At 67.6% G+C, this 15,318-nt stretch carries 15 protein-coding genes and 1 pseudogene; 9 read left to right on the top strand and 7 right to left on the bottom strand.

Translation table 11 applies throughout. From position 1 onward, the window contains the following. Positions 1 to 1,144: NHL repeat-containing protein (locus tag EGJ34_RS15960; protein ID WP_312023035.1), on the bottom strand; the 1,144-nt coding region annotated here is incomplete at its 3' end. A gap of 134 nt (positions 1,145 to 1,278) precedes the next feature. On the opposite strand from EGJ34_RS15960, the gene EGJ34_RS15955 reads away from it, so the two are divergent. Next, positions 1,279 to 2,790, top strand: a complete 1,512-nt coding sequence (locus EGJ34_RS15955) for a hypothetical protein (protein WP_125361487.1) — start codon at positions 1,279 to 1,281, stop codon at positions 2,788 to 2,790. 6 nt (positions 2,791 to 2,796) lie between these two features. Here the strand turns inward: EGJ34_RS15955 and EGJ34_RS15950 are convergent, their stop codons facing one another. Continuing rightward, positions 2,797 to 3,570: a lytic transglycosylase domain-containing protein gene (locus tag EGJ34_RS15950; RefSeq protein WP_125361486.1), complete on the bottom strand. Its 774-nt coding sequence runs from the start codon at positions 3,568 to 3,570 to the stop codon at positions 2,797 to 2,799. Positions 3,571 to 3,786: 216 nt separating this feature from the next. On the opposite strand from EGJ34_RS15950, the gene EGJ34_RS15945 reads away from it, so the two are divergent. Together EGJ34_RS15945 and EGJ34_RS15940 are read left to right on the top strand one after the other, a co-directional pair. Next, positions 3,787 to 5,382 carry an EAL domain-containing protein gene (locus tag EGJ34_RS15945; protein WP_125361485.1) on the top strand — a complete coding sequence of 532 codons (1,596 nt, stop codon included), beginning with the start codon at positions 3,787 to 3,789 and terminating at the stop codon, positions 5,380 to 5,382. 255 nt (positions 5,383 to 5,637) lie between these two features. Further along, positions 5,638 to 7,242 (top strand): ATP-binding cassette domain-containing protein, encoded by a 1,605-nt coding sequence (locus tag EGJ34_RS15940; protein ID WP_125361484.1) that lies wholly within the window; start codon positions 5,638 to 5,640, stop codon positions 7,240 to 7,242. A gap of 5 nt (positions 7,243 to 7,247) precedes the next feature. Here the strand turns inward: EGJ34_RS15940 and EGJ34_RS15935 are convergent, their stop codons facing one another. After that, a complete protein-coding gene (locus tag EGJ34_RS15935) occupies positions 7,248 to 8,579 on the bottom strand; it encodes a GTP-binding protein (protein ID WP_125361483.1) in 1,332 nt (443 codons plus the stop codon). Between the two features lie 67 nt (positions 8,580 to 8,646). Here EGJ34_RS15935 and EGJ34_RS15930 point away from each other — a divergent pair, with 67 nt between their 5' ends. Then, entirely contained in the window at positions 8,647 to 9,021 is a 375-nt protein-coding gene (locus EGJ34_RS15930) for a MerC domain-containing protein (RefSeq protein WP_185750206.1), read from the top strand. 220 nt (positions 9,022 to 9,241) lie between these two features. After that, positions 9,242 to 9,604: pseudogene (locus tag EGJ34_RS22740) on the top strand (cation transporter); the annotation flags it as partial. Here the strand turns inward: EGJ34_RS22740 and EGJ34_RS15920 are convergent. Both EGJ34_RS15920 and EGJ34_RS15915 read right to left on the bottom strand, forming a co-directional pair. After that, positions 9,531 to 10,208, bottom strand: coding sequence for a hypothetical protein (locus EGJ34_RS15920; protein ID WP_125361481.1), 678 nt, complete (start codon positions 10,206 to 10,208; stop codon positions 9,531 to 9,533). The pseudogene EGJ34_RS22740 and the gene EGJ34_RS15920 sit on opposite strands and share 74 nt — an antisense overlap. A 255-nt stretch (positions 10,209 to 10,463) precedes the next feature. After that, complete coding sequence (locus EGJ34_RS15915; RefSeq protein ID WP_260477024.1) at positions 10,464 to 10,799, bottom strand: hypothetical protein; 336 nt, start codon at positions 10,797 to 10,799, stop codon at positions 10,464 to 10,466. A gap of 112 nt (positions 10,800 to 10,911) precedes the next feature. Between EGJ34_RS15915 and EGJ34_RS15910 the strand changes: the two genes are divergently transcribed. Then, on the top strand, positions 10,912 to 11,334 hold the full coding sequence (locus tag EGJ34_RS15910; protein WP_312023034.1) for a hypothetical protein: 423 nt from the start codon (positions 10,912 to 10,914) through the stop codon (positions 11,332 to 11,334). A gap of 73 nt (positions 11,335 to 11,407) precedes the next feature. On the opposite strand, the gene EGJ34_RS15905 is transcribed toward EGJ34_RS15910, so the two are convergent. Together EGJ34_RS15905 and EGJ34_RS15900 are read right to left on the bottom strand one after the other, a co-directional pair. Then, a complete protein-coding gene (locus EGJ34_RS15905; RefSeq protein ID WP_125361480.1) occupies positions 11,408 to 12,073 on the bottom strand; it encodes a hypothetical protein in 666 nt (221 codons plus the stop codon). Between the two features lie 153 nt (positions 12,074 to 12,226). Beyond that, a complete protein-coding gene (locus tag EGJ34_RS15900) occupies positions 12,227 to 12,703 on the bottom strand; it encodes a transposase (RefSeq protein ID WP_260477023.1) in 477 nt (158 codons plus the stop codon). A 141-nt stretch (positions 12,704 to 12,844) separates the two neighbouring features. Between EGJ34_RS15900 and EGJ34_RS15895 the strand changes: the two genes are divergently transcribed. From EGJ34_RS15895 to EGJ34_RS15885, 3 genes are all read left to right on the top strand, one after another. Continuing rightward, positions 12,845 to 13,687 (top strand): MnmC family methyltransferase, encoded by an 843-nt coding sequence (locus EGJ34_RS15895; RefSeq protein WP_125361478.1) that lies wholly within the window; start codon positions 12,845 to 12,847, stop codon positions 13,685 to 13,687. Between the two features lie 169 nt (positions 13,688 to 13,856). Next, complete coding sequence (locus EGJ34_RS15890) at positions 13,857 to 14,618, top strand: hypothetical protein (protein ID WP_125361477.1); 762 nt, start codon at positions 13,857 to 13,859, stop codon at positions 14,616 to 14,618. Between the two features lie 81 nt (positions 14,619 to 14,699). Next, positions 14,700 to 15,318, top strand: a 619-nt coding sequence (locus EGJ34_RS15885) for a winged helix-turn-helix domain-containing protein (RefSeq protein ID WP_185750205.1), incomplete at its 3' end; no start/stop codon positions are given.

The following is a 15,318-nucleotide window of genomic DNA, read 5'->3' as shown; positions in this document are numbered from 1 at the left end:
GTAACGGGGCGTCCGGGGCCGGCCCGATCAGGGCCGGCGGCGGGGCGGTCGGCGCGTCTACGGACCGTTGTGCGTAGTGCCGGGCCATGCCCTGCAGTTCCACCGGGTGCAGGTGGTGGACGCGGTACGAAGCGGCGTCGGCCAGGTACAGCCCGCCGTCGGCGTCCAGCGCCACGCCGGTGGGCCGCGAGAAACGCGGCTGTGGCGGCACCCCGACCAGCGCCACCGCGTGGCCGTGCGCGGAAATCTGCACCAGCTTGCCGTTGATGTCGCTGACGTACATGACGTTGTCGTGGGTGACCGCGACCGCCATCGGCCCGCTGACCAGGCCGCCGTCGGCGACCAGCGTATCCACCGTTCCATCGGGTGCCAGCCGGCGCACCGCATTGTTGTACAGGTCGGCAATCAGCAGGTTGCCGTGCGCGTCCAGTGCCAGCGACACCGGCGTGTCGAAGCGTGCGCCCACCCCGGCACCGTCCACGTTGCCTGGCGTTTCGCCACCGGCCAGGGTGCGCACCTGGCCATCGGCTTCGATCACCCGGATGCGATCGTTCCAGGTATCGGCGACATACACCCGCCCGTGTGCATCCACCGCCACGCCCATCGGGCCGTTGAAACGCGCCTGTGCGGCAGGACCGTCGGCAAAGCCGGGCGTACCCTCGCCGGCCAGCGTCGTCACTGTGCCGTCGCGGCCGATGCGGCGGATGCGATGGTTGCCGGTGTCGGCCACGAACACGTTGCCAGCGGCATCCAGTGCGATCTGCGAGGGCGTGTGGAACCGCGCCTGCGCGGCAGGACCGTCGGCCCAGCCTTCGCCGTGGCCGGCCAGGGTGTCCACGCGGCCATCCGGCCACACTCGGCGGATGCGGTTGTTGTCGCCGCCATCGGCGACGTAGACCACGCCCTGTGCATCCACCGCCACGCCATACGGGTCGGCGAAGCGCGCCTGCGCGCCGCGGCCTTCCCGCAGTCTACCCACGCCGTCACCGGCGAGCAGGTCGATCTGCGCGGTCCAGCCCAGCGGCGTCGGCAGCGGACCCGGCGGCGGCTCCGGTACCGGGTCGCTGCGCAGAAACGTCCACGCCAGTGCGGCCAGAACCAGGATCAGCACGCCCCCCACCAGACTCCATCGCATCCGCGCCATCCGCATCCCTGTCCTGATCAGCCCTCGACGATAGCGGCTTCAACGCTGGGTGCCCAGCCACCCAGGCACGCGGCGCTTGTGCCCCTGCCACGATCCGGTTTCAATCAAGGTCTTCACCACGCAAGGATGCCTGCATGACCCGCCCTTCCCATCGCGCCCTGCTGCTCGCTCTGGGTCTCGCATGTGCCACGTTCGACCTGGCGGCCTCTGCGGCAGGATCGCGCGACGACGCGCAGGAGCGGGCGTTACGCCAGGACGACGACCTCAAACAGGATCTGAATGCCGCAGCCGAGCAGGCCATCTCGGGCGACACACTGGGTGCCGCCATTGCCTACGAGCGTCTGCTGGCAGACCCCCGCATGGACCATGTGGAGCTGCGTGTGCGCAGCGCTGCATGGCTGATGGGCGCTCACGTCGCATCGCGTCAGGGCGATGAGGCGCTGGCCCTGCGCCGATTGGACACCGCCCTGCAGGTTGATCCGCGCAATGCGGCGGCGCGGCTGACACTGGGCCAGCATCAGATCTTCCGGGACCAGCTGGATACCGGCGTCGACCATCTGATCCAGGGCATCGCCGACAGCGACGGTGCGCCAGAGCTTGAGGCACCCTTCGTCTGGCAGCTGGACAAGCGCCTGGGTGCAACGCCGAACAAGCGCCTGGCCGTGCTGCAGGGGTTGTTCGACAAGGGCTGGACGGCTGATGGCGTGGAGCCGGTGGAGCTCTGGGTGATCCTCGCCACGCTGCAGGTCGAGACCGGAAAGGGAGACCCTGCGGCCACCCTGGAACGGATCGACGCGCCGCATGCGCTGATCAGCCTGCGTAGTGACAAACGCTTCGACCGCTACCTGAAGCGCGATGACCCACGCTTTGATCCGGTAGCCGCCTCGCGTCGGCATATCGACGCGCTGCGCCTGGAAAGCATTCTGTCGCCCGGCATCAATCAGCCGGCGGTATCGCTCAGCCACGCGTTGCTGGTAGCGGGCGACCTGGACGACGTGGTCGGCATGACCCAACCGCTGGCCGAGATCGCCAGCCAGCTGGAGGACGGTCCGGGCGGGGAAGGCCGACACGTGGCCTGGATGCTGGACCATCGCGCCATCGCGCTGCGTCGGCTGGGACGGCTGGACGAGGCGGTGGGGGCGCGTCTGCTTGCGGTCCGGATGGCCGACGCCCACAAGGATCCGGTCAGCCACCGGCTCAACCTGGGCGCGTTGTATGTCGGACTGCACCGCCCGGCGCTGGCTCGGCAGGCCATCGACGCGCTCGACCATCTGAGCAGCTACGGCGATGGAGTGCGCCAGCTGATCGCGCTGCAGGCCGCGCTGCAGCTCAACGACCCGAACGCCGCGACCCAGGCACGCGAGGCACTGCAGATACAGCGCGAAGCCAATCCGGCGCTGTTCCGCGAAGGCCTGCTCATTGACCAGCACATGGATGAGGCCGCCGCCTCGCTGATCGCCCAGCTGCACGACCCGATGCAGCGCGGCGACGCCCTGCTGCATCTGCAGCGTTTCCGCCACCCTGATCCGTTGCCGGCGGAGGTGGAGCTGGAGGCCCGTTATGACCAGCTGCGCGCGCGTGCCGACGTGCAGGCCGCTGTGCGCGAGGTGGGCCGCATCGAAGACTATCCGCTGTTCGGGCAGTAACGCCCGCTAGCGCGCCGGCGTCTGCGGTGCGCCCCCCATGGCGTCGCGGTAGCGCACATACAGCGCGCTGACCTTTTCCACATAAGCCAGGGTTTCCGCATAGGGCGGCACACCCTTGTAACGGGTGACGGCACCGATGCCGGCGTTGTAGGCCGCTGCGGCCAGGGTGCGGTCGCCCTTGTAGCGTTTCAGCAGCGCCTGCAGGTAGCGCGCGCCGCCGTTGATCGACTGGTCGGCCGAGAACGGGTCGCTGACGCCCAGTTCGGTCGCGGTGTCGGGCATCAGCTGCATCACCCCCTGCGCGCCCTTGGGCGACACCGCACCGGCATCGAAGTTGCTTTCGGCATGGGCGATCGCCCGCAGCCAGGCATCCTCCACGCCGGTCGCGCGGGCCGCCGCCCTGAACTGCTTCGCATGCCGGTTCAACTGCGCCGGCCCGACCTTGCCCAGGCCCGGATGCGCCGGCTCGCCCGGCGGCGTGTTGACGGTGAACTTCAGGAACACCCGCGAGCCCGGCAGGTTGCGGGTCGAGTACACCAGCCGGCCGTCCTGCTCGCGCTCGTACAGGGTGCCGCTGAACACCCCCATGTTGCCCCACAGGTTGGGGGTCTGCACCGCATTGTCGTCCACGTCCTGCGCGGTGCATTTCGAGCCGGGCTCGGGGGCGGTGGCCAGACTGACCGTATTGTTCTGCACGCACCGATACACCGTGCGCGCCGCCGCCGGTGCGCAGGGCAGCAACGTAAGCAGGGCCATCGCGACAACCGGCAGACGCTTCATCGACTCTGGGCCCACGGCGGGCCGTCCTCATGGTGGCGCGATGATCCGGCCGCCCCCATGAGGGTCTGGTGACGGCTTCACCCCGTTCATGCGGTCCGATACCGACACTAGGCAAATCCCGACGGCAATCTAAGTGAAGTCCTGTTCCCAAAGGCGGCGGCGGGTGGTGTCATAGCGCTGCCGCCCGTCCCCTACACCCCCTGCACCGAGGTCAGCTTGAAGCGCGCCAGGACCATCGCCGCCATCGTGCTTGCCGCCCTCCTTGGCGCTGTGCTGCCTGTTCTCACGGTGGCCTATTTCAGCTGGCTGCGCCAGCAGGAGCTCGAGCAGCGCACCCTGGCCTCCACCGCCGAACGCACCCTGCAGCGCGCGCACCGCGCCTACGAAGGCGGCCTGCAGGCCCTGCGCAAACTCAACCAGACCCCGCTGCCGCCCTGCTCGCCCGAGCATCTGCAGCTGATGCGCAACCTCGCCGTCAGCACCCGTTCGGCCGAACAGGTGGGCTACTTCGAGCGTGGCCGGCTGCGGTGCACCTCCTGGGGCATGACCGAGAACGACGTTCCGCAACCGACCGCGGACCACGTCACCGCCGAAGGTGCCGCACTGGTCCTCGGGGTGCGCCCGCAGGCCGGCGATGGCAGCCCGATGCTGGCGGTGCAGCTGGGCAAGCACGACCTGCTCATGGACCCGACCCGCTTCGTTGATGTCATTGCCGATCCCAACGTGCGCCTGGCCGTGGCCACGCCAGACGGTCGGCTGGTGGTACAGCAGGCGCTGCCCGACCAGGACCTGCTTCAGCACCTGCTGCGCCATCCCGGCACCGGGCACACCGGTGGCAGCTGGTACGTCACCGCCCAGGACCAGGCGTGGCTGGCCATTGCGGTCTCCCCACGCACCGGGCTTGGCGAGAGTCTGCGCCGCCAGCTCTGGCAACTGCTGCCCCTGGGCGTCGTCGGGGCCATCCTTGGCGTGGTGGGCGCGGTGTGGTTGTCGCGCCGCCGCCACAGCCTGCGCAATGAGCTGGCCAGCGCCGTGCGCCGGCGTGAGTTCAGCATGCAGTACCAGCCCATCATCGAACTGGACACCGGCATCTGCGTCGGCGCGGAGTCTCTGGTGCGCTGGTGCCGCGCAGATGGCACCCAGGTCAAGCCGGACCTCTTCATTCCCGTGGCCGAAGAAACCGGACTGATCGACGCGCTCACCGACCATGTCATCGACCAGGTCATCACTGACATGCGCGAGCTGCTGGTGCGCGATCGCAGCGCCCACATCGCCATCAACCTGTCGGCCAGCGACGTCGGCAGCGGTCGGGCACTCAAGGTGCTGTCAGCCAAGTTGCAGGGGACCGGCATCCACCCGCAGCAGATCTGGCTGGAAGCCACCGAGCGCGGCTTCATCGACATCGAAGGCGCACGCAGCTCGCTGGCCGCCGCCCGCCGTGCCGGCCATTGCGTGGCCATCGACGACTTCGGCGTCGGCTATTCCAGCCTGCAGTACCTGCAGACGCTGCCGCTGGACGCACTGAAGATCGACAAGTCGTTCATCGAGGCCATCGGCACGCACAGCGCCACCAGTCCGGTCACCTCGCACATCATCGACATGGCCAAGACGCTGGGGCTGTTCACCGTAGCCGAGGGCGTGGAAACCTCCGCCCAGCTCGCCTATCTGCAGGCCCGGCAGGTCGAATTCGGCCAGGGCTGGCTGTTCTCGCGCCCCCTCTCCTCCAGCGAGTTCGTCACCTATCACGAACGCCGCCGCAAGCAGTACGGCAAGGCCAAGGAAAACATGCAGAACCCCAACAGCACCCCGTAGAGCGGGGCTTGCCCCGCTGAACAGCCCCCGCTCGCCCGCTGAACGCCCCCCATCCCGTAGAGCGGGGCTTGCCCCGCTGAACAGCCCCCATCCCGCACACCCGCTACAATACCCCCGCGGCAGCCAGCCGCCCCGTGTCGAGGTATGCCTACATGCGCCATTGATGCCGCCGTCGCAATGACGGCCTGACTCCCTTCCGCCCTGCCGCTTGCGTGGTGGCGGTTCGCTGGGATTTACGGCATCCATGGAGGTCGCATGACCGCATTTGCTCTCACGCTCGACCGCGTGACATTCACCCTGCCCGATGGCCGGGTTCTGTTTTCAGATCTTTCCACTACTTTTGGCCCCACACCCACCGGCCTGGTGGGGCGCAATGGCGTCGGCAAAAGCGTGCTCGCGCGCCTGCTGACCGGCCAGCTCACGCCCACCGGCGGGCAGATCCAGCGCCAGGGGCGCGTGCATCTGCTGGCCCAGCAGAGCGCCGTGCTGGACGGGCGCATTGCCGACCTGGCCGGCGTTGCTCCCGTGCTCGATGCGCTGGCGCGTATCGAGGCCGGCAGCGTGGACCCGGACGACTTCGCCTGCGTGGGTGAGCGCTGGACGCTGCGCGAGCAGTTGCAGGCGCTGTGGCAGCAGCTGGGTTTGCCGGTGCTGGACCCCGATTCGCCCGCGCGCCAGCTGAGCGGTGGCCAGGCCATGCAGGTGGCCGTGGCCGGTGCGCTGCTGTCCGATGCCGACGCCCTGGTGCTGGACGAGCCCAGCAACCATCTGGACAGCGCCCATCGTCATCGGCTGATCGAGGCGCTGGGCCACTGGCGCGGCGGGTTGATCGTCATCAGCCACGACCGCACCCTGCTGCGGCAGATGCAGCGCATTGTCGAGCTCACCCCCCACGGCCTGCACAGCCATGGCGGCAATTACGACCTGTACCAGCAGCAGAAGCAGCAGGCACAGCGCGCCGCTGAAGCCGAACTGGCCTCACGCAGGCACGAACGTCGGCAGCAGCAGAACGCCGAGCGCGAGCAGCGCGAACGCCAGGCGCATCGACAGGCCCAGGCCACGCGCAGTGCCCGCACCGCCAACCAGGCCCCGATTCTGCTGGGCGGCATGAAGAACCGCAGCGAGCAGAGCGCCGGCCGGCTGCAGGTGCAGTTGGCGCAGCGTCGCGCGGACAGCGATGCGCGCGTGCGCGAGGCCGCCGCGCAGGTGGAGGCCGACGTGCAGGTGGCGCTGCTGGGGCCGGCGCTTGCCGACTCCGGTCCGCAGGTTGCGGTGGAACTGTGTGCTGTCCGTCTGCCGCTGCTTGCCGCACCGTTGGACAGGATCGACCTGCGCGTTCCGCGCGGCATGCGCCTGGCGGTATGTGGGGCCAATGGAACAGGTAAATCCACCCTGCTCAAGGTGCTGGCGGGGCGGCTGCCACCGGTTGCCGGCGAAGTGCGGCATGGGGCGTCCAGTGCGTTGCTGGAGCAGACCGCGTTCGAAGGCAGCGGGGCAGAGCCCCGCTCTACGCTGGAGCTGCTGCAGCACGCGAATCCGGCGGAGAGCGAGGGCGTGCTGCGCACGCGGCTGGCGCTGCTGGGCCTGGACGCCGAACGCGTTCTGCGTCCGCTGCACACCCTTAGTGGCGGCGAGCGGATGAAAGCAGCGCTGGCGGCGGTGCTGTATGCACAGCAGCCGCCGCAGCTGCTGTTGCTGGACGAGCCCGGCAACCACCTCGACCTGCCCTCACTGGCCGCGCTGGAAACGATGCTGCGCAGCTATACCGGCACGCTGGTGATGGTGTCGCATGACGAGGCGCTGCTGGACGCGGTGGGCATCACCCATCGGCTGCAGGCCACCGCAGCCGGCTGGGTGTGAGCGTTTCACCCACGCGCCCACACCGGAAACGCATCCGGCAACACCTGCCACACCATCGGCCCGGCGCGCATCTCTTCATCGTTCAACAGGCACGCATCCAGTTCCGCGCGCACCGCACGCTCGTCCATCGCCACCCCGATCACCGCCAGTTCCTGGCGGCGGTCGCCCCACAGCGGATGCCACAGCCGCTGCATCGCGGCGTACTCGCCCGGGTCGCTGACCTCATGCGCGGCCGGCAGCGCCGCCGTCCAGCAGGACGCCTGCTGCCGCACCCAGCCGGCGTCGGTGTAGGGAATCTGCGGCGGCGGCAGCAACGGCACCGTGTCCTCCAGGCCGGCATCCACGCGTTCGCGCGCCGCGTACCAGAACCCCGCCGCCTGGGTGCGGGTCGACGCGCCCACGCTGGACAGCTCGCCCACCCAGTCCATGCGGTTGGCCAGCCAGAAGAAGCCTTTGCTGCGGATCACGCTGTTCAAGCCGGTTTCCAGCGCGCGGGCGAAGCGCTGCGGATGGAACGGCCGACGTGCGCGATAGACGAAGCTGCTGATGTCGTACTCCTCCGTTTCCGGGGTGTGCTCACCACGCAGCGCCTGCATCCAGCCCGGTGCCAGCTGCGCGCGCACGAAGTCAAAGCGCCGCGTGTTGAGCAGTTCATGGGTCGGCACGTCGCCATGCCGGGACAGCACCAGGCGCGCATCGCGATTCATCGCACGCAATACCGCGAGCGTCTGCTGCAGGGACTCTTCGTCGATCAGATCGCACTTGCTCACCACGATCACGTTGGCGAATTCGATCTGCTCGGCCAGCAGGTCCACCACCCCGCGCGCGTCGTCCTCGCCCGCCTGCTGACCGCGATCCGCAAGCCGGTCGCTGCCGCCGAAGTCATGCAGGAAGTTCTGCCCGTCCACAACGGTCACCAGCGTATCCAGCCGCGCGATGTCACCCAGGCTGAAGCCCTCGGCGTCGCGCACCGAAAACGTCGCGGCCACCGGCATCGGTTCGGCGATTCCGGTCGATTCGATCAGCAGGTAGTCATAGCGCCCGGCCGACGCCAGCTGCTTCACCTCCTGCAGCAGGTCGTCGCGCAGCGTGCAGCAGATGCACCCGTTGCTGAACTCCACCAGCGTCTCTTCGGTGCGGCTCAGTGCCGCGCCGCCGTCGCGGACCAGCTGGGCGTCCACATTGATCTCGCTCATGTCGTTGACGATCACCGCCACCCGCAGCCCCTCGCGGTTGCGCAGCAGCTGGTTGAGCAGGGTGGTCTTGCCCGCGCCCAGGAAGCCGGACAACACGGTCACCGGCAGGCGCGGATCGGAGGAAGAAGGAGAAGTGTTCATGGCAGGGTCGGCTGGGAAAGGAAATAAATGTTACTGTATAACACTCGAAAGCCAAGGGCCCCCACCCGTGAAGAACCCCAACGCCTCCCTGCTGGACGCAGGAGCCATTGCCCTGTCGGCGCTGTGCCTGCTGCACTGCCTGGCCCTGCCGCTGCTGGCCGCTGCCCTGCCCCTGCTGGGCGTGTGGGCCGAAGCCGAGTGGGTGCACGTGCTGTTCGTGGCCATCGCCGCGCCAACGACCGGCGTGGCGCTGTGGCGCTCCCACCTCCGTTACCCGGTGCCCTTGTGGGCGAGCGTGGTGGCCGTGGCCGGGCTGTTGTTCCTGCTGGCCGGCGCTGCGGAGTGGCCGAGCCATGAGGCGGAAACGCCGATGACCGTGATCGGCAGCCTGCTGCTGGCCGGCACGCACGTGTGGAACGCCTGGCGGCAGCACCGGCATTAGTTTGGGTGCACCGCTCTCGAACCCCGTCGCATGCGCAAACCGCTTTGGTAGCGTCGGTCGATAGACGACGGCCGATAACAATCATCGGCACGCTGACGCATGATCCCAACCAACCCCGCGCCTCAGCGCCCGAAAGCCCGCAACAGCGTCACCAGCACCTGGGCTTCTTCCGCCCGCTCGGCCGGGTCGTCGGACGACACCCGCCGCCACAGCCATCATTTCCCGGCGCCACGCGCATGACGGACGTTTCGCCTTCGGCACTTGGAAGATCAAGATCCTGGGTGGCTACACCAGCGCCATCGCCTTGCTTGGTGTGGCCCTGCTCATGGCGGTGCAGTCGGTGGAGCGGCTGTTCGTACCCAGCAGCATCCACTACAACCAGGCCATTGCCATCGCCGTGGTCGGGCTGGTGGTCAACCTGGTCTGCGCTGGTGCACGTCACCGTGGAAGTGCACCAGATGTAGAGCCGGGCTCTGCACGACTGCGTCGCCGCGCGGCGCAGGCCCTCATCAACGCACCGTCATTTCCCCATTACTCGCCGTGCATCGCTTGGGGATACACGCTTCAGTCCGCGTGGAGATGACGCGGGGACGATCCACATAACAGTTCACCCACACCTGCTGGGCGTCGTTGAACGGACCGGGGTACGCCCAGCTCTTCGACATCCGGCAACGCCCGCCGTCCGCAGTGACGCTGGTTGCAAGCATTCCGGCTTGACTGCTCTTGGCTGTCACGTACCCGTATGCAACGAAGTTTCCGACCGCGACGACACCGCTGGGGGCCCGGGCGCTGACGAACTCGGGGGCTTCGCTCAGGATGGATGCGTCCGAACGTGCCCCGGGCACCAGATGATCGTCTGGCTCCCGTGTGGGTCGACATCCCCACCCGCTGACCGCACCGGATAGCACGGTTTCGCCATCAAGCGATGGGACGCCTCCATGCTGTGCACAGAACGCCTCGTGATACCGGTTGGTTGCTTCACTCTGGATGCCGGGATCGTAGATGAACGTGGTTTCGTCCACCGGATCCAGCCGCTGCTCCACGTACTGGAGAACACCGTTTGAATCGACGGCAGCGCTGGTCCTCACTACCACACGATTTCCAGAGGCGTCGGTCTCATGGCGGTCTGTGTAGGAATCGGAATTGCTGGCACTCGCCGTGAACGAGCTTGCCAGTAGCAGGTACATCAAACACTTCATGCGCTTTGACCTTGTTGGGTGGGAGCGTGAAGTGTTGTTCCGTCATTCCGCCGCAAGTGTGCACCACGTCATGAAAGCGATTGACCATGCTGCTGATGTGATTCTGAAACCACCGACATTCAGCGCAATCCCAATGTTATCAACGACTTGGTCGCATAGGGAGACATCTGTGGCCGCTCTGGCCTTTGGCGATTTTGACGTCGGCCTGCCTCTCCCTTGTCGTCATCGGCTGCATGAGTCCGATTACAGCTTGAAGATCATCCCCAGCAGGAACAGCCCCAGCGGCAGCGAACTGAACACCGCGCCAGCGGTTCCCAGCCACGGCCAGCGCTCGCCGCGCACGCGCGAGCCCAGGCCTACAATCACGCCGACAATCGACGCCCCCAGCACCGCCAGCGAAATGCCGGCATTGCTCAACAGCCAGCGACCCACGTCGGGCGAGACCTGACCGACCGCGTAGGCCAGCGCCAGCATCGCCGGGGCGACCAGGAAACTGCCGATTCCCAGCAGGGGCGCACGGTGACCCGGCACACGGGACGGAGCAGCGGAGGAGGCAGGGGAAGGCAGGGGGCTGGACATGGGGGCGCAGGTGAACGAGTTATCCGCCACCGTACACCATCGCCCGGCCTGCACACCGCTCAGGCGCGGGGTGCGGCACTATGACGCAACATCTGCCGTCAGGAGAACCGCCGTGCGCGCACTGCCCTGCCTGCTTCTGGTCCCCCTCGTCCTGATTGCCGGTTGCGGCAAGCGCAATGCTGGCGACGCGGTCTACTCCTCGGACCCGATGCTGGGCTGCTATGGCACCCACCCGCGCAAAGCTGCGGACTTCCGCATTGAGCAGGAACAAGGGCGGTACTACGTGTCCTTCAACCGCGACGACCAATGGCAGCGCGAAGCGGCACCGCTGCAGGAAGCCCGCCGCGACGAAGTGGCCAGTTACTTTCCCAGCGACGCCGACCAGATCGACCGTGCGCTCGTCCGCAACAGCGGCGGCTTCGGCTTGTTTCACCTCAAGCCTGGGGCCGCATTGCGTGGAAAAGCCAAAGACAGTGACTATATGACGCTGGTGCTGATCGGGGCCGGCCCGGTGTTCAGAACCGCGTGTAACTGACGCAAGATCAACGGTGCACTGAGGCGACGCGTCCAATTTGGACGGTCGCCTTGGTAGTCAAGCGAACGACCGCCTATCGCACAGAAACAGTCCCACTTGCGCGACCACACTTGTTTGGGACGCACGCCTCCATTCCCGAGTTGAGGAAGCGGGGTTCATGTGCGCGACAAGTGACCTTCGCTCGGTGATCGCCCTTGAAGGGAAATCCGTAGTACTGCGAGAATTCGCTCCGGCATCGATTGTCAACGTGGGACACTCCCCGCATGGAACCCGCCACGCTGCTCTGATAGTGTGCAGAAGCTTCCAATGCAAAGTTGGTGTGACTTTGCACCGACCCTGATGGCGCAACGGCGTGTACGTAATCGAGCGGGAACCGCTGTAGTTCAGCAAGCTCATCAGGATGAAGCTCGCGGACGTTGCTGCAGTGCCAGCCACTGGCATCACTGTCAAACAGGACCTCGCCATCGGTGAGCGGCTGCATACCGATCAACTCACAGTACGAGCGATGGTACTCCTTCGTGCTTTCACTCTGTTCGTTGTAGTCGTAACGCAATCGGCCGTCAGACATGACCTTCAAGCGTTGGTCAACCTGGTCAGCACGTCCCGCATTCTCCACAGCTCTGATCACGGTTCGATGACCCGCCGCGTCGAAGACAACGCGATCTTCGATCCCATCAGAAGCTCGGACGTGGAGGGACGCGAAACTTAGTACGAAGAGTGTTACCACCAGCTTGTTCATTGGATAACCTTGAGTTCAATAAATCGTTGATGTGCGGAATTGACAAAGCTGCACCTCCACCCGAGGTGCGGCCCCGCGGCGAGCCGCGGATGTGCAGCTGACGCCTGCGTGCCGAGCGTGCCCAGCGGTGATGCCATCCCCTGTAAACCACTTTCATTCCACCTCCCGCCCAGCAAGGCGACGGTGGATGGAGCTGTAACGCCAGTGCGCGGGTTCGCGCACGTGGCCCTGCTGAACCGGACTGTGATGCACCCGCGCGATCTGACGCTGCAGGTCTTCGGCATCGGTGACGCGCTGCTGCGGGAAGTCCGCCTGCCACAACGGCCGGGCGCAGCGGTCGCGACGCAGCAGGGCGCGCGGGGGCTGGCCGGGCAGCTGGCGATCGAACACGGCCTGGATCTGCCGCCAGCGGCTCTCGCCCTCTTCATCGCCGGGAGGCAGGGTCCACACCCCATGCAGCTGGCTGGGCAGCACTACGATGGCCCGCAGCACGAACGGCCGGGTCTGCCTGGCAATGCGGAAGGCACGGCGCAGCACGTCGGCCTGTTCCACCAACAGGCGACTGCGCGGGTCGCGCAGGTAGGCGCTGAAGCACCAGGTGTTTTCGAAGGCCGCGTGCGGGCTGGGCATCTCCATGCAGCCAGTGTGCAAACCGGGGCTCCCGTCCACGATCGGGCCAGCCCACCCGCGCGGGTCGGCCGGCGGCGCGTTGGCCGGTAGGAAATCACCGGCTCGGGTACCCTACCCACCCCGCTGCCTGTCTGATTGCCCGTGCCCCACTACACCGGTCCCCTGCTTACCCGTTCCTCCGCCGAAGCCCTGGCGCGCGCCCGCGACGGCGGGGCCAGCGAATGGACCGGCTCGCTCGACCTCGGCCGCAGCACCGGCACCGCCACGCTGGCAGCTGACCACTGGCAGTGGCAGGGCGAGCGCTACGACTACCCGGGCAAGACCAAGGACCGCACCTTGTATTACTGGGACGGCGAGGAGTTCCTGCCGGTCTCGCGGTTCGGCTCGGCGCTGATCAAGCTGGTGCCGACCGAATGGGACGCCCCCACCTTCGAGATCGACGGGATCAAGATGCTGCCCAGCGCGCAGGTCTCGCCGTTCGAGGATGCCCGCCGCAAGGTGGCGCTGGTGGCTCCGGCGGGCAAGACCGTGCTGGATACCTGCGGCGGACTGGGCTACTTCGCCGCCTGCTGCCTGGAGGCCGGGGTCACCCGGATCCAGTCGTTCGAGAAGAACCCCGACGTGCTCTGGCTGCGCACGCTCAACCCGTGGTCGCCCGACCCGGACGCGGCGACCAGCGGAGGCCGGCTGTCACTGACCCAGGGCGACGTCTCAGTGCGGATTGAAACGCTGGAGAGCCGGTCGGTCGATGCCATCCTGCATGACCCGCCGCGGTTCGGCATCGCCGGCGAACTGTACTCGCAGGTGTTCTATGACCAGCTGGCGCGGGTGATCCGTCCCGGCGGGCGGATGTTCCATTACACCGGGGCCCCGAACAAGCTGACCAGCGGCCGCGATGTGCCGCGCGAGGTCGCCAGGCGACTGGAAAAGGCCGGCTTCAAGACCGAGCTGGCGCTGGACGGGGTGCTCGCCGTCAAGCGCTGAGACCAAGTTCTTTTCCCTTAAGAATCAACCTACTGCACCTTCCGGAAGGTTTCCGGCAAGCACTGCCAGGCCCATTTGAGCAGCATCGGAGCCCGTACTCCGACCGCTCCAACGAGGCCCGTCATGCTTATCCGCCCGGTTGCCGAATACCTCAACGAGGGTGCCCGCCATGTGCGGCCCTGACTCCCGCGAGCCGCTGTTCCGGCGCTCGCTGCCCGGCGAGGACAGCGCGCCGCGCTGGGACCGGGCCCCGGAGCTGCCACTTCTGCCTTCGGTGAACAACCAGGTGTTCGTGCGCTGCGCCAACGGCAGCGGCAGCGACGTCCCCGGCCAGCTGTTCGTGGCCATCGGCCACCCGCCGCTGCCGTGCTGGCCGGACCTGCTGCAGCCGCTGGCCCCGCAACCGCGGCTGCCGGCCCCGCCGGTCACCATGCGCAACGTGCGCGACCTGCAGGCCTTCTTCGAGCGCCATCCCGGCCATGCCCAGCGCAGCGTGGCCTACGGCATGGCCGACCGCTACACCTTCCAGGCCCGCTACGAGCAGCGCGACGCCAGTGCCGCCATGCAGCTGGAGCTGCGCGCACACGCCTGCCCGCCGGCCTGGACGTTCTCGGTGCTGGGCAACGACGCCAACGGGCCGTTGCAGATCGCACCGTTCGTGCTGGGCCGCGCCAATGGCTGGGTAAGCAGCCTGGCCACCGTGCCCGCCGGCTATGAAGACACCCTGACCCTGCACATCGACACCCATGGCCACATGCCCGGCGAGGACGCCCGGGTGGACCTGGTGCTCTCGGTGCAACTGCCTGTGCAGGGGCTTTCCGGGCGTGACCAACCCACGCTGTTCCGGCTGGGTTGTCATTCCTGGCGCGCGCAGCCGCCGGCCATGGACACGGCCTGGCCTGCGCGCGGGGTGGCCAGCGACCTGCTTTGAAGCACGCCCGTCTTCACCTTGCCTTACTATCGGCGCATCGGCCACCGGTCGTGTGCGCTGGCGGCAAGGAAGGGCAGTGCGTTGAACGAACATACCCCGCAGGTCCCCGCAATCGAGCACTTCCGCGTCGGCGACTGGATCGTGTACCCGAAGGAAAACGCCCTGGCCAGCGACGCCGGCCGGGTGAGCGTTGAACCGCGCGCGATGGAAACCCTGGAATTCCTGGCCTACAACGCCGGCACCGTGGTCACGCCCGAGCGCCTGCTGGTGGAATGCGGGGCCGACCTCAGCCTGGGCGACAACCCGGTGCAGAAGGCCATCGCACAGCTGCGCAAGGCGCTGGGCGACAGCGCGGTGGCCCCGCGCTACATCGAAACCATCCGCAAGCGCGGCTACCGGCTGATCGCGCCGGTGACCCTGCCGGCCGGCTATCGCGGGCCGGTCGCCCAGGCCGCCGCGCCGGCCACACCGGGCAGCCCGTTCCGTGGCCTGGACGCGTTCGACAGCGATGACGCCCATGTGTTCTTCGGCCGCAGCGCCGCCGTGGACACCCTGGTGCAGGCACTGGAAGCGCAGTGGCAGCAGAAGTGCGCGTTCGTGCTGCTGGTGGGAGCCAGCGGCAGCGGCAAGAGTTCGCTGCTCAACGCCGGGCTGATTCCGCGCCTGGCACCGCCCGGCGTCGGCGCACTCGACGTGGTGG

The sequence above is a fragment of the Stenotrophomonas sp. 278 genome (genome assembly GCF_003935715.1).
Classification (GTDB): domain Bacteria; phylum Pseudomonadota; class Gammaproteobacteria; order Xanthomonadales; family Xanthomonadaceae; genus Stenotrophomonas; species Stenotrophomonas maltophilia_AH.
Note: the sequence above shows the minus strand (reverse complement) of the source record. Positions and strands in the feature narration are given on the sequence as shown.

Bases quoted from the DNA above. Each gene is read 5' to 3' on its own strand.
- EGJ34_RS15955 (WP_125361487.1), top strand. From the start codon at position 1,279: ATGACCCGCCCTTCCCATCGCGCCCTGCTGCTCGCTCTGGGTCTCGCA.
- EGJ34_RS15950 (WP_125361486.1), bottom strand. From the start codon at position 3,570: ATGAAGCGTCTGCCGGTTGTCGCGATGGCCCTGCTTACGTTGCTGCCC.
- EGJ34_RS15940 (WP_125361484.1), top strand. From the start codon at position 5,638: ATGACCGCATTTGCTCTCACGCTCGACCGCGTGACATTCACCCTGCCC.
- EGJ34_RS15935 (WP_125361483.1), bottom strand. From the start codon at position 8,579: ATGAACACTTCTCCTTCTTCCTCCGATCCGCGCCTGCCGGTGACCGTG.
- EGJ34_RS15920 (WP_125361481.1), bottom strand. From the start codon at position 10,208: ATGTACCTGCTACTGGCAAGCTCGTTCACGGCGAGTGCCAGCAATTCC.
- EGJ34_RS15915 (WP_260477024.1), bottom strand. From the start codon at position 10,799: ATGTCCAGCCCCCTGCCTTCCCCTGCCTCCTCCGCTGCTCCGTCCCGT.
- EGJ34_RS15905 (WP_125361480.1), bottom strand. From the start codon at position 12,073: ATGAACAAGCTGGTGGTAACACTCTTCGTACTAAGTTTCGCGTCCCTC.
- EGJ34_RS15900 (WP_260477023.1), bottom strand. From the start codon at position 12,703: ATGCCCAGCCCGCACGCGGCCTTCGAAAACACCTGGTGCTTCAGCGCC.
- EGJ34_RS15890 (WP_125361477.1), top strand. From the start codon at position 13,857: ATGTGCGGCCCTGACTCCCGCGAGCCGCTGTTCCGGCGCTCGCTGCCC.